Genomic DNA, 13,428 nt, shown 5'->3' on the forward strand with positions numbered 1-13,428 from the left:
TAAAAAAATACTCAACTACTTATTGTGGGGTGGGCATCTTGCCCGCCCATATACAAGGGCGGGCAAGATGCCCACCCCACAAGATTGGGTAATTTATTTCTTGGAAGTCACTCATCGGAGTCTGAATCTGAATCCTCATTCAAGTCTGCTAAATTTTTGCCCTCAAAATTTGCCGGTTTAAGTCTTGGCCATTCAAGAATCGCCCCTTCAAGAATCGCCCCTTTAAGATTCGCCCCTTCAAGAATCGCCCCTTCAAGATTCGCCCCTTCAAGATTTGCCCATTCAAGATTCGCCCCTACAAGATTCGCCCCTTCAAGATTTGCCCATTCAAGATTCGCCCCTACAAGATGCGCCTCTTCAAGATTCGCCCCTTGAAGATTCGCCCGTACAAGAGTCGCCTCTTCAAGATGCGCCTCTTCAAGATTCGCCCCTTGAAGATTCGCCTCTTGAAGATTCGCCCGTACAAGAGTCGCCCCTACAAGATTCGCCCATTCAAGATTCGCCCCTTCAAGATGCGTCCATTCAAGATGCGTCCATTCAAGATGCGTCCATTCAAGATTCGCCCCTTGAAGATTCGCCCCTTGAAGATTCGCCCCTTGAAGATTCGCCCGTTCAAGATTCGCCGCTAGAAAGTCCTTCAAAATTAAAGTGCAACCTTGTAAATCCAAAAAACTCAGGCAATTTAAGTAAAATACATCATTAGCATAAGTATCGATTCTTTGCCCTTGCAAGCGAGAAATCCAGATACCGAAAGCTTCAGGAGTATGCCATTGAATCTTTAAAACTGTCTTTGTCACTCTAGCGCAAGCATTTAAGAGAGCCAACAACGCTTCTTCTGCATTTCGTGCTTGTCTATTTTCTTCTTGAAAATCAGGTCTGGGAGTCAAGCGTTCCATCGGCATTCCATGACGCAACATAAAACCAATCAAATCGCATAATGTCTGCTGCCAATCGCTAACATCCAATGGATTTTGTAAAGGCATTTCATCCACAACAAAGTTAAAAAGGTACTCATCCATAACAGATGCACCGCACAGAATTGCCCACCTTTTTAAAGCCTCGCGTTCATCCCATCCTTCATCTGGATCGTTCTGGCGATCTTTTAGCTTTTTGTGAATGAGTCTAACTTCTCGCACAATGCGTTTTGCTGTCAAATATTCACCAAAACTCTTGTGAGTAAATTCAAAAGTTTTTTCCTGTTCTTTAACTCCACTCTCCCGAAAATAAAAGGCAGTCAAAAGACGAGTTACGCCTAACTTTGCACTTTCCTGAAATTTCTCTAAAAGACTCTTTAAACTACTGTGTTCACAATGGGCTTCAATCTCTCTGACTGTTGTTGTTCGTCCATCTCCATGCCAGGAAGCTAAAGCAATTTCTTCGAGGATGCGAACAAAGTCTTTTTCCTCAATTCCACGAATAGCCGCATGTTGACGACGATCATCCCAACCGCGCTCATAAACGGCTGTGAGCAAATTTGCATAAATTGCATTTAGGTTGCCGTCTATAGGAAATTTCTTTTGCTGGTCAAAACTCAACGCTACTAAGTAATTTAGCAAGGGTTGGGCAGTAATTTCTGTAAGGTTATTTTGGTTTAACTCCTCTGGTAAGCAATCATATCCCCGTCCGCTAGCATAGCCGTATTTCTGCCACCAAATCTGACGTTGATCTTGTTCCAACAAGTTTTGGTCATCAATGTAATTGGTTCTCTCATCTTCAGTAACAAAATAAGGCAAGATATGCAATATTTGCTGTGGTTGCCGAAAGTCGCTACTATTTGCTTGCACTACCAATTCCCGTCCGCCGATTAATACTTGTAAGCAAGTTTCAGACCTATTAAACCGCTCTACTTTTCTTTGTACTTCCCGCACAAATTGTTGAGCAATTTCAGTGGCAATTTTGCCCTGCATGGCAAGCTCATCTAAACCATCAAAGATAATGAGTAAGCGTGAATCAGCTTTATCTTTATCTAACGGATTATGTCTAAGAAAGCTATCGTCTCGCACAAACTTAGCAACTGCTTCAACTAAATCATTGGAGGGTTCAAAATGGTGCAAAGGAATAAATAAAACCGGAATTTTCCCTTTTTCTGCTTGATTAGCTGCAAAGATTTTGGCAAAGGAAGATTTACCACTTCCTGGGCCACCACTAATCACTCTAATGGCATCATTGCGATCGCCTTTTTCTAACCAAGCTTCTAGTTCAATTTCTAAATCAAGAACAATTCGCTGATATTTATCATCTTCTCTTATCCGGCGTTCAAATTCTTCTGACTTTTCACCCCCAATTTTCTGCTTATAGTAGGCGTGTAAAGGAACATAAACCTGTTTTAAACCAAAGGCTTCTAAAAACATCGGTTCTTCAACCTGTTTTTGTAGCCAAGCTAAATAACGCTGCCATGACTGTTCCCGTTCATTGGCTGGAGTAAAGGGGGTATTCAGTTCTTTTAAAGAAGCATATTTTTCTGGATGTTTTGCCCACTCTTCATGTAAAGCAAACACAAAATAGGTAGGAAGACGATGACTAATTGTTAGTGCCTGTGCCTGATTGACGCTAAAGTATTTTAACCAGTCGGCAAAAGCAGTTTTAATCGGTTCCAGAATCGGCAAATCTTTGGGACGGCTAAAAAAATCTTGGTCAATACGCAATTCTATACTTTCTAGGGAATGGTTGAGGCGATCGCACAATAGGTCAAGATCACTCTCGTTTGGTTTTTCAAACAGTAACTCTTGATTTCCTTTTACCAAACTCTCTATTGCTTCTACCAAAGAACGGTAAATTAGTAACCAAGCAACTTCCCCTGGTGCTGATCCTAAACCTAGTGCTGCTGTAGCTTCCACAGCATCTTTGGCTACCTCTCCCCACTGACCCGATGCCCCATTTATCACACCTTTCCCTAGTGATTTGAATAGTTCTTTAAAGTTAGCTTTAATGGGTTTATTCCATAATGCAACAGGTTTGCTGACTGAAAATCCAGAAGTATTGCTCATAGTTGTTGTATGACGCTGGTAGATGTACTGAGTTAATATATTTCAACAAGGTTTTATTAGATTTTTCTTGAAAACCAGTAGTAAATTTAATAATTTATTTAGATAAACTTCTAATTTCAGGCTCAAAGGCTCAATGCTGAGGTTCAAAAGCTCAACGTTGAGGTTCAAAGGCTCAACTTTCAAGCTCAAAGGCTTAACGTTCAGGCTCAAAGGCTCAACGCTGAAGATAAAAGGCTTAACGTTCAGGCTCAAAGGCTCAATGCTGAGGATAAAAGGCTTAACGTTCAGGCTCAAAGGCTCAACGTTGAGGTTCAAAGGCTTAACGTTCAGGCTCAAAGGCTCAAAAATGCCTTAGCGATTAGAAATCGCGGCTACACAAACAAAACCTGCCTCCGCAGGTTACAAGAATTTTGGGATACAAAACGTAAAAGGGGCATAACATTGTTATACCCCTAGAAAGAAGCTGTATTGTACAGAATTAATAACTGCTGCGTAGGCGCAGCCCGCCGCAGGCATCGGCTATTTTATGCTTTAGCTGGCTGCGGCTTCGGGTTTCTTTTTTTTGGAACGGCGGCTAAACCTGCGTCCCATCTCATCAATTACTGCATCTAAACCTGTAACATCACCGCTAGCTTTGGCATAGCTATAAATTGCCAATGCTGCTGCATAAGCTTCACTACCAGCCGCTATACACGTATCATCTACCAGTTCTTGCAGTTGGGTTAGAGATAACAGCACCGGATACAAGTCGTCATATATTTCCAAGTCCCGCCGCATCTCTTCTAAATCAAAAGAACGAGGCAAAAAGTTAGGGTTCTGTGTCGCCACTTCTAAGGCAATGCTTACAAAAGCCTGACTTTTATCTCCCATCTTGACTATCGTGCGTCGGTCTTCAGGGGTCAAATCAATCAAAAATGGTAACTTTTCTTTAATTGTAGCGATCGCTTGCATGACTGCTTCTTTGTCTGCTGGGGATAGCTTGGCACTGATGCGATTTTTGGGCATTTTTAATACTCCTTTAGGGTACTTAATTTCAGTATTCCCAAAGTTGTAGAAGCGATCGCATTTATCAGAGGGGAACAGTCAAACCAATTCGCAATTCGCAATAGAGCCTCCGGCACGCTCCGCGAACGCAATTCGCAATTAATGCCCCCGGATTTATCCGGTAGCTCTGAACCAAGCAAAGTTTAAAATTTATCTATCCATAAATGAATTTAGTTGCTCTGTACCATCAAGGAATAATTGGTCAAAAATACTTGCAATTGCCAATTCCCAACTCTGCTGTTGAAGTTCTAATTTTTCAAGTCATGATAACTCAAGCTTCTGTTTCCAGTAAAAGCGCCCGATAACCTGCTTGGATAAAGTGTTGATCGGCTGTTGCTGCAATGATTAAGCCCCGATCCTGCATGACAATAAACGAGATACAATCAGTTAGCCCCCAAGTTTTGTCTAAACGGGACTGATAGAGCTGTAAAGCACGGTTGAGCAGTTCTGTGTCTACACTCACAACAGACATATTTGGTGTTTGATAGCACTGCTGGATAAATCGGATCGCTGCTGTGCGATTAAAAGCACTCAAAGCATTACCAACTTCAATTAAAACAGCTTCAGTTAACCATACTTCCACGGCGCTTTGGACAAGCGGTAACAGCGTTCTAGCCTTGATATGGTATTGATCGCGTGCATTCAGTAAGGCTTGGATAAAAACAGTGTCTAAAAATATTTGCTCACCCGTCATGTGTTAATTTCAGGCTGACGTTTTGGTGTGCCATACAAATAATGGTCATGTTGACTTGCCCAATCTTCGGGTGCATCAACTGTCCCGGTTAAATCTTCTAATACATCCCACACATCAGCCGCTTTAGTTTCAGATGAGTTAATATCTTCAGAAACGATAGTAATTACGTAGCGCTTATTTGGTTCTAAATCCAGTGGGATATCTGGTCGGAAAACAGAACCATCAAATGTAACCGTTAAGATTTTGCTCATTGATACTTTTTTCTAACCATTAATTACAGCGATCGCATCAATTTCTACCAACACATCTTTAGGTAAGCGCGATACCTGAACACAAGCCCGCGCTGGGGCTGTATCTTCCGGGAAATATTTAGCATAAACGGCATTCACCGCCGCAAAATCATTCATATCAGCTAAAAATACAGTGGTCTTCACCACATCTTCAAAAGTTGCACCAGCTGCTGTGAGGATGGCTTCAAGATTAGCTAATACCTGCTGGGTTTGCTTTTTGACATCCTCAGTGTAGACGACATCACCAAGGCGAGGATCGATGGCAATTTGTCCAGCGATGAATACAAATTGACCTGAAGCTGCGATCGCTTGATTATAAGGGCCGACTGGAGCAGGTGCGTTATCAGTATTAATTACTTTACGAGTCATATATATTACTTTCTCTAACGATGTTTCTTGCTTATCGATTTCCATCTGAGAAGCGATCGGTTTGTAAACCTCTCCATCTGGCATTATCGCACCAGTTAGGTCTGCATCTTTAAAGTTGACACCATAGCCTTCGCGGTTCGTCCCTCTTACCCCAACCTTGGACGTATCCCATAATGCCGATATCGCCAATAATCACCCAAAATGCGATCGGGGTGGGGTGATTCGGGTTTAATAAGTAATCAAGCGGACATGATATCAAATATTAAAAGAGTTAGCCGAGGAATTAGATTTTGCTGATAAAGCAAGGCTTTGAAAAAGATTTAAACTCATCATCTTATTTTTCTCTATTCAGAGATATAAAAGAGCGCTAGGGCATCTTACTTCAAGCATCAGCAAACTTGTAAGCTCACCGTGTAACAAAATGTAAAATCGTCAAAGTCTTTGTGATTGCTTCTCGATGAGATGCTACGCGAACGTTGTACTCACAATGATATAGTTATAAATTTTCATACTTACCTATTGAACACAGATGGTAGTATTTATATTGTCCTTTTTCATGTAAAAAAAGGGCAATAAAACTTAATTTCTCAAAGGAGGAAACTCATGTCTTATTTCACCAAGCTAAGTTGTTCACAACGTTTAATGACTCTTGCGGCTTGTGGTGCAATCATCGCTACAATTCCTATTAATGCTGCAAAAGCAGCACCCACCGATCTTAGTAGTTATCAAGCTTCCTGTCGGAATATTGATGTTGCTGGAGCTACCTTAACGGCAAGTTGTCGCAGAATTAATGGCACATACAACCGAACATCAATCTTGATTCGGGGAATATTTAATGGTAATGGAATTTTGCTTTATACTAGTAATCCCAGATCCGCTAGTAGTTATCAAGCTTCCTGTCGGAATATTGATGTTGCTGGAGCTACCTTAACGGCAAGTTGTCGCAGAATTGATGGCAGATATAGATCAACATCAATTCTGATTAAGGGAATATACAATAATAATGGAGTTTTGCGTTATTCATAGGTAGACATTAGGCTCCCTGCGTTAACGTTGGTTGTGTTGCCAAAATTTAGGTGAAGTAGATAAACTACCTCACCTAAATTTTAAAATAATTTACTGGCAATTTGTCCATCAATTCGGAGAACAATTAGGACAGAAATTAGGACTAAATTTACAGAATTGGCTACCTGTCAATCCATAAGCTGTACAATAAGGAAAACTGGTAAGTTTGATTTTAGCTGCTTGTAATTTGGAACCATTCGGCAACGCTTCAGTAAGTTTGGTTTTCTGAGCCAGAAAAAGAGCTAAAAGCTTAGGTAACGCTATGCAAGCAGCAATGTTGAGCAGCGTTAGCATTATAGGGTCTATCAAATTCATAGGTAATCATCTCCTGTGAAACGTAGGCGATCGCTGTTCTTAGCTGCAAACACAATCATTGCTTGCAGTCTATGTAAATTAACTTTAACATAAATTTTTGTAAATATAAACGTGGAATTCCTGGAATTATCATACACAGAAGAGAATGTGGATAATAAGGACGGTTATTGTAGCCTAATAACAAAATAAGCTGGAAAACGATCCATTTACGATATTTAGGTAAGGTGTTATGTCAAAAACCCAAACCACGTCTTCTTTTTTATCTAACATCAGTGAACAAGAACGTGAGGCATTAAAGCGGTTGGTAGATTACACAAATGTGGAATCGCTACCAGAAATTTGGCCTTTAGCAGCTGGACGATTTGGTGATGTTGTCGCCCTCCGCAGCCCTCACGCTAAACCAGAAATTGTGATTACTTATACCCAGTTGGCAGAGCAAATGCAACTATTTGCTGCTGGGTTGCAGGCGTTAGGAGTAAAGGTAGGCGATCGCATTTCCTTAATTTCTGACAACAGTCCTCGCTGGTTCATTGCCGATCAAGGCATCATGACTGCTGGAGCCGTTGATGCGGTGCGTAGCTCCCAAGCCGAAAAAGAAGAACTGCTCTTTATCATTGCTAATAGTGGCAGTACGGCAATAGTAGTTGAGGATTTAAAGACACTTAAAAAATTACAACATAGTCTCAAAGATTTACCAATTCAGGTAATAATATTACTTTCGGATGAAACACCACCAACAGATGAAAGCCTAAAGTTGCTGAACTTTACCCAGTTGATCGAAATTGGGAAAAATCATAATTTTGTGCCAGTCAAGCAAAATCGTGACGCTCTGGCAACCCTAATTTACACCTCTGGCACCACAGGTAAACCCAAGGGTGTGATGCTGTCTTATAACAATTTGCTCCACCAAGTGATAACTATGGGGACAGTATTGCAACCAAATGTAGGCGATATCGTTCTCAGCATTCTACCTTCCTGGCACAGCTACGAACGAAGTGTTGAATATTATTTACTCTCTCAAGGTTGCACGCAAGTTTATACCAACTTGCGCTCGGTAAAAGCAGATTTGAGACAATTTAAACCCAACTACATGGTGGGTGTACCCCGCCTGTGGGAATCGATTTATGAAGGAGTGCAAAAACAGTTCCGTGAGCAACCAGCAAATAAACAACGTCTAATTAACTTTTTAATGGGCAATAGCGAGAAATATATCAAAGCGCGGCGAGTTGTTCAAGGATTGAGTTTAAATAATCTTCATGCTTCAGCCGCCGAACGATTATCAGCTAAGATCCAAGCATCTGCTTTATTACCCCTCCATGCTCTGGGAGAACGACTGGTTTATGCCAAAGTGCGAGAAGCTACAGGAGGAGAAATTAAGCAGATGATTAGCGGCGGCGGTGCGCTTCCCAGACACATAGATAACTTCTTTGAAATTATTGGTGTGCAGATTTTGCAAGGTTATGGCTTGACAGAAACTTCTCCTGTTACCCATGTGCGGCGTCCTTGGCGAAATTTGATTGGTGCATCAGGGCAACCACTACCCGCTACAGAAGCTAAAATCGTAGATCCTGAGACAAAAGCGCCTTTGCCAGTAGAGAAGCGAGGCTTGGTATTGTTGAAGGGGCCGCAGATTATGCAAGGCTATTACCAAAATCCCGAAGCGACAGCGAAAGCAATTGATGCTGAAGGTTGGTTTGATAGCGGCGATTTGGGTTGGCTGACACCACAAGACGATTTGGTGCTAACTGGCAGAGCAAAAGATACGATTGTATTGACTAATGGGGAAAACATTGAGCCACAGCCGATTGAAGACGTGTGTTTGCGATCGCCATACATCGATCAAATTATGCTCGTCGGCCAAGATCAGCGCAGCCTGGGAGCCTTAATTGTCCCCAATGTCGAAGCCTTAGAAAAATGGTGGGCAGCAAGTCAGAATTTGACACTGGATACCCACAACGATCAGGTTGCTGCTTCAGATAGTCAAAAAATTGACTTCGAGAGTAGAATGATCCAGGATTTATTTCGCCAAGAATTAAATCGGGAAGTGCAAAATCGTCCAGGTTATCGACCGGATGACCGCATCGGAACGTTTAAACTGATTCTGGAACCGTTTTCCATCGAAAATGGCTTGATGACACAAACACTAAAAGTTCGCCGACACGTCGTCACGGAACGCTATCACGATATTATTGACGGCATGTTTGCCTGATGATTCCACCTCCCAACTAGTAAGAGTGAACGTGAAATATTTATGGATGTCTCCAAATCTAACTTGCTCCTGAAACGTGTTGTTAACGTCAAAGTTATTGTGACTCCCCTTTGGAAAGAGGAAGTACAACAGCAGTTGCAAACGCAAATCAATCAACTCGATCAGCAACTGCAACAGCTAGACGTAGAAGGACAAAGAGCGATCGCGGCAATTCAAAAGCAGAGTCTGCAACCACCAGGCCCCCAGACTCTTCAACAAATTGACAATATCCAACTCCAAGTCAATCAAAAGAAAAGTGAATTTCTAGAGCAGAAAAATCAATTGCTGCAAAACCTCCAGCAAGTGCAGTTTCTTCAGCAAGATCAGGAAGTCAACCAATTCCAAATGGAAGGCTTTTTCCGGGTAGAGATCGGTGATAACCTGATTAGCAAAATGCAGGTAGAAATTGTTCTGCGCGATGGCGTTGTAGAAGAAATTCGCGGCGACATTTAATAAAGTTAGGAGTTATGAGTTAGGAGTTATGAGTTATGAGTTATGAGTTATGAGTTATGAGTTATGAGTTATGAGTTATGAGTTATGAGTTATCAATTATGAGTTTAAATTCCTAACTCCTCACTCCTCACTTCTCACTCCTCACTCCTCACTCCTCACTCCTAACTAACTCCTGACTCCAGCCCAAACAATTTGCCAGACTGGAGGTGAGCTAATAAAAAGCGATCGCCCGAAAGTATTCATCTCAACTCGATATTTTATACCAACTGAATCATCACCCCCTTTGATTTGCGTAATCGTCACAAAGGCTTGATTTCGTTGTGGATAAGCTACCTCTACCTTTCGCGTTCCTCCTACTGATCCTATGTCATCAAAGGCATTCAGGGCGAGGGTAGCAGGATCGCTACCTTGGAGAGATGAGTTGAGCTTTTCTAGAGGTATAGTTTTATAATCGGAACGCTCTGGGTATGCCACAACCTCTTGAGACTGATGTATTGCTGCGACTTGCTGGGTTTGTGCATCAGTAGTCTCAACAATCGGTGCAGATGGCTGGCCCCGGATGATATAAACTCCAGCGCCAGCAGTCGCAAAGATACTTAGTATCACAATCAAAAAGATTTTCAACTTTGCCGACATAAAAGTAAACAGGAATTTCAAATAGGTTTATGACCAATTTTGAATTCTAGATTGAACTGTATCCCATATCCTCTACCTGTGAGAAGCTCCTGTATTTTAAGCAGTGGTTATGAGGAATATAAATAGCAATCCCATTTAATCCTTAAGAAACTCATGATGGTTGTTCAAAGTCAACCACTAAAACCAGATCGAGATATTGGTTAACCATTGAGGATAGCTCTGTATTATAGACCTCTAAGTTATATTTAGGTTCCTGGAGTTAGGAGTTAGGAGTTAGGAGTTAGGAGTTAGGAGTTTGGAGTTAGGAGTTTGGAGTTAGGAGTTTGGAGTTAGGAGTTTGGAGTTAGGAGTTTGGAGTTTGGAGTTTGGAGTTTGGAGTTTGGAGTTTGGAACTCGCCCCACAGCTTCCTCATGCCGCATTTCCAATACTTCGGCTTCTTTACAAGACGCACTCGCGTTCGCTCAGTACAAGTCCCCAATCCCCAATCCCGAACCTAAAATATAAAATCTCCAGTCCAAAACTCTCCCACCAAGATACAATTCGATCTGATAAAAACTGTTAAACTCCATAAACCATTGATTTCCAAACCACCCTATGAGCATTCACGAAGTATTTATGCCGGCGCTGAGTTCTACCATGACCGAAGGCAAAATCGTTTCCTGGGTAAAATCGCCAGGGGACAAAGTGGAAAAAGGCGAAACAGTGGTGGTTGTAGAGTCAGATAAGGCAGATATGGATGTAGAAACCTTTTATGAAGGCTTTCTTGCTCATATCATAGTTGAAGCTGGTGAAACTGCGCCTGTAGGATCTGCGATCGCCTTCATCGCCGAAACGGAAGCTGAAATTGAACAGGCCAAATCTCTTGCCAATTCCTCCGGCGCGGCTGCTACTACTACCGCTTCCCCTGAACCAGTCCCCGCCACAGCTTCAGCCGCCACACCTGCCTTAGCATCTCAAAACGGGTCTAACCACAAAGAAGGAAGGCTTGTAGCTTCACCCCGGGCCCGCAAGTTAGCCAAAGAACTTAAAGTTGATTTAACTACACTCCAAGGTAGTGGCCCCCACGGTCGCATTGTCGCCGAAGATGTAGAAGCATTGTCCAATAAGGGCAAACAACCAACCAGCGCCCCATCTGCCCCACCAGCGCCTGTACCAACCAGCGCCCCAGTTGCACCCCCAGCACGTCGCACACCTGCACCCACGCCAGCAGTAGCGGCTGTTCCTGGTCAAATCGTGCCTCTAACTACCTTCCAAAATGCCGTAGTGCGGAACATGGTAGCTACCATATCCGTGCCTGTCTTCCGTGTCGGTTATACAATTACCACTGATGGGTTAGACAAACTTTATAAACAAATTAAATCCAAAGGTGTAACCATGACAACGCTACTGGCGAAAGCTGTAGCCGTGACGTTGCAAAAACACCCATTGTTAAATGCTAGTTACTCAGACCAGGGTATTGTTTATCATTCTGATATCAACATCTCTGTAGCTGTGGCGATGGATGATGGCGGATTGATTACACCTGTGCTGCAAAATGCAGACGCAGTAGATATTTATTCTCTATCGCGGACTTGGAAATCTTTGGTAGAACGTGCCAGAGCAAAACAACTACAGCCCCAAGAATACAACAGTGGTACTTTTACCCTATCGAATTTGGGGATGTTTGGCGTAGATAAATTTGATGCGATTTTACCGCCTGGACAAGGTTCAATTTTAGCGATCGGGGCATCTCGTCCGCAAGTAGTAGCAACACCCGATGGTTTATTTGCCGTGCGGCAACAAATGCAAGTAAATATTACTTCTGACCACCGGATTATTTACGGTGCTCATGCTGCGGCGTTCTTGCAAGATTTAGCGAAATTGATTGAGACGAATCCTCAATCTTTGACAATGTAATTTTGAAAAGACACCAAATTTAAAAGTTAGCGCTATCAGCGAATAGCAGTTTTTCGTAGAGTAGCGCTAACAATAAATAATGCCTAAATTTAAATTTTTTATTGCGAATTGCGAATTGCGAATTAGTTTTATGGGTTGTACTCACACCAAAACCAATGCTTAAATCCAAGGCGATCGCCAGTTTGAAAAGAAGAATTTAGTAGGATTCCTGATAAACAGTTATTTATTAAGCTAATTGAATTTATAAATGACCTGCAATCCGCAAATAGCAGAAGGTTGGCATGGCAAACTTAATTTAGTTTATGCCGATCGCCAGGGTGCAACTCAGTTAATTTACAATCACCAACAAGCCCCCCTAAAGGTACAACGCCCTTTTTATCCAGAAGGGCAAAAGGTTTGTCATAGCGTTATTTTACACACGGCTGGGGGAGTTGTGGGAGGCGATCGCTTATCCTCCAATATCCACCTCCAAGCCCAAGCCCAAGCCTTAATCACCACGGCTGCTGCAAGCAAGATATACCGCAGCAATGGCTTACAAGCTACGCAAACCATCCAGATGCAAGTTGATGCTGGTGCTTGTTTAGAATGGCTACCGCAAGAGACAATTTTATTTAACGGGGCGATTTATCGGCAAGATTTACGGGTAGAATTAGCAACCGGGGGCAGTTGGTTAGGTTGGGAAATTACCCGATTTGGTCGCACTGCTAGAGGAGAAAAATTTTACCTTGGAGAATGGCGATCGCACACCGAAATTTGGCAACAAAATGTTCCTTTATGGATTGATCGCCAATACTTACCGGGTAGCGAAGAAACTTTTCACAGTTCACACGGTTTGGCTGGAAAACCAATAGTAGGTAGTTTAATTTGGGTTGGTGGTGCAGTTTCAGGAGAAATTGTCGAAAAAACGCGAAATTTATGGGATGGGGAAGGAGAAGCGGGTGTTACGAGGTTACAACATGGGTTATTGTGTCGATATCGCGGTACTTCTACATCTGAGGTGAGAAACTGGTTTATTAATGTTTGGCAATTGCTGCGAGTTTCTTTTTTGAATCGTGGTAATTGTATACCAAGAGTGTGGCAGGTTTGAACGAACCGCTCCAGGCGCAGAGAACACAGAGGAGATAGAAATGCAACTTACGCCGCAGGAAAAAGATAAGCTATTAATTTTTACTGCTGCTTTATTAGCAGAAAGACGTAAAGGAAGGGGTTTAAAACTGAATTATCCCGAAGCGATCGCTTATATTTCTGCTGCCATTTTAGAAGGTGCAAGAGATGGGCAAACTGTAGCTGAATTAATGAGTTATGGTACAACTTTATTAACGCGAAATGATGTCATGGAAGGGATATCAGAAATGGTGCATGAAGTGCAGGTTGAAGCTACCTTTCTTGATGGCACAAAGTTAGTGACAGTACATAATCCAATTCGTTAA

Annotated in this window: 13 protein-coding genes and 1 pseudogene; 6 read left to right on the forward strand and 8 right to left on the reverse strand. The window is 42.3% G+C overall.

Annotated features, from left to right (window positions below):
* Window positions 1–107 precede the first annotated feature (107 nt).
* From V7K73_RS18460 to V7K73_RS18485, 6 genes and pseudogenes are all read right to left on the reverse strand, one after another.
* Window positions 108–2,987, reverse strand: a complete 2,880-nt coding sequence (locus V7K73_RS18460; RefSeq protein ID WP_334882019.1) for a pentapeptide repeat-containing protein — start codon at window positions 2,985–2,987, stop codon at window positions 108–110.
* A 42-nt stretch (window positions 2,988–3,029) separates the two neighbouring features.
* A complete protein-coding gene (locus V7K73_RS18465) occupies window positions 3,030–3,323 on the reverse strand; it encodes a hypothetical protein (RefSeq protein WP_334882020.1) in 294 nt (97 codons plus the stop codon).
* 195 nt (window positions 3,324–3,518) lie between these two features.
* A complete protein-coding gene (locus tag V7K73_RS18470; protein WP_334882021.1) occupies window positions 3,519–3,992 on the reverse strand; it encodes a hypothetical protein in 474 nt (157 codons plus the stop codon).
* A 310-nt stretch (window positions 3,993–4,302) separates the two neighbouring features.
* Window positions 4,303–4,725 (reverse strand): type II toxin-antitoxin system VapC family toxin, encoded by a 423-nt coding sequence (locus tag V7K73_RS18475; protein WP_334882022.1) that lies wholly within the window; start codon window positions 4,723–4,725, stop codon window positions 4,303–4,305.
* The gene (locus V7K73_RS18480) at window positions 4,722–4,976 is read right to left on the reverse strand and encodes a hypothetical protein (protein WP_334882023.1); all 255 of its coding nucleotides are present in this window, start codon (window positions 4,974–4,976) and stop codon (window positions 4,722–4,724) included. The genes V7K73_RS18475 and V7K73_RS18480 overlap by 4 nt, the downstream gene beginning before the upstream one ends.
* A gap of 12 nt (window positions 4,977–4,988) precedes the next feature.
* Window positions 4,989–5,510, reverse strand: a pseudogene (locus tag V7K73_RS18485) (RidA family protein); the annotation flags it as partial.
* A 477-nt stretch (window positions 5,511–5,987) separates the two neighbouring features.
* Here V7K73_RS18485 and V7K73_RS18490 point away from each other — a divergent pair.
* Complete coding sequence (locus V7K73_RS18490) at window positions 5,988–6,410, forward strand: CVNH domain-containing protein (RefSeq protein ID WP_334882024.1); 423 nt, start codon at window positions 5,988–5,990, stop codon at window positions 6,408–6,410.
* A 108-nt stretch (window positions 6,411–6,518) separates the two neighbouring features.
* On the opposite strand, the gene V7K73_RS18495 is transcribed toward V7K73_RS18490, so the two are convergent.
* Window positions 6,519–6,764, reverse strand: a complete 246-nt coding sequence (locus V7K73_RS18495; RefSeq protein WP_334882025.1) for a hypothetical protein — start codon at window positions 6,762–6,764, stop codon at window positions 6,519–6,521.
* Between the two features lie 229 nt (window positions 6,765–6,993).
* On the opposite strand from V7K73_RS18495, the gene V7K73_RS18500 reads away from it, so the two are divergent.
* Both V7K73_RS18500 and V7K73_RS18505 read left to right on the forward strand, forming a co-directional pair.
* Entirely contained in the window at window positions 6,994–8,973 is a 1,980-nt protein-coding gene (locus V7K73_RS18500) for an AMP-dependent synthetase/ligase (protein ID WP_334882026.1), read from the forward strand.
* 42 nt (window positions 8,974–9,015) lie between these two features.
* Complete coding sequence (locus V7K73_RS18505; protein ID WP_012412623.1) at window positions 9,016–9,465, forward strand: YlqD family protein; 450 nt, start codon at window positions 9,016–9,018, stop codon at window positions 9,463–9,465.
* A gap of 165 nt (window positions 9,466–9,630) precedes the next feature.
* Here the strand turns inward: V7K73_RS18505 and V7K73_RS18510 are convergent, their stop codons facing one another.
* Window positions 9,631–10,101, reverse strand: a complete 471-nt coding sequence (locus V7K73_RS18510; protein WP_334882027.1) for a hypothetical protein — start codon at window positions 10,099–10,101, stop codon at window positions 9,631–9,633.
* A gap of 595 nt (window positions 10,102–10,696) precedes the next feature.
* On the opposite strand from V7K73_RS18510, the gene V7K73_RS18515 reads away from it, so the two are divergent.
* The 3 genes from V7K73_RS18515 to ureA all read left to right on the forward strand — a co-directional run bounded on the left by V7K73_RS18515 (window position 10,697) and on the right by ureA (window position 13,428).
* Complete coding sequence (locus tag V7K73_RS18515; RefSeq protein ID WP_334882028.1) at window positions 10,697–11,998, forward strand: dihydrolipoamide acetyltransferase family protein; 1,302 nt, start codon at window positions 10,697–10,699, stop codon at window positions 11,996–11,998.
* A gap of 247 nt (window positions 11,999–12,245) precedes the next feature.
* On the forward strand, window positions 12,246–13,085 hold the full coding sequence (locus V7K73_RS18520) for an urease accessory protein UreD (protein WP_334882029.1): 840 nt from the start codon (window positions 12,246–12,248) through the stop codon (window positions 13,083–13,085).
* 40 nt (window positions 13,086–13,125) lie between these two features.
* Window positions 13,126–13,428: an urease subunit gamma gene (gene ureA / locus V7K73_RS18525; RefSeq protein ID WP_334882030.1), complete on the forward strand. Its 303-nt coding sequence runs from the start codon at window positions 13,126–13,128 to the stop codon at window positions 13,426–13,428.

The organism is Nostoc sp. (assembly GCF_036916975.1).
GTDB lineage: Bacteria > Cyanobacteriota > Cyanobacteriia > Cyanobacteriales > Nostocaceae > Nostoc.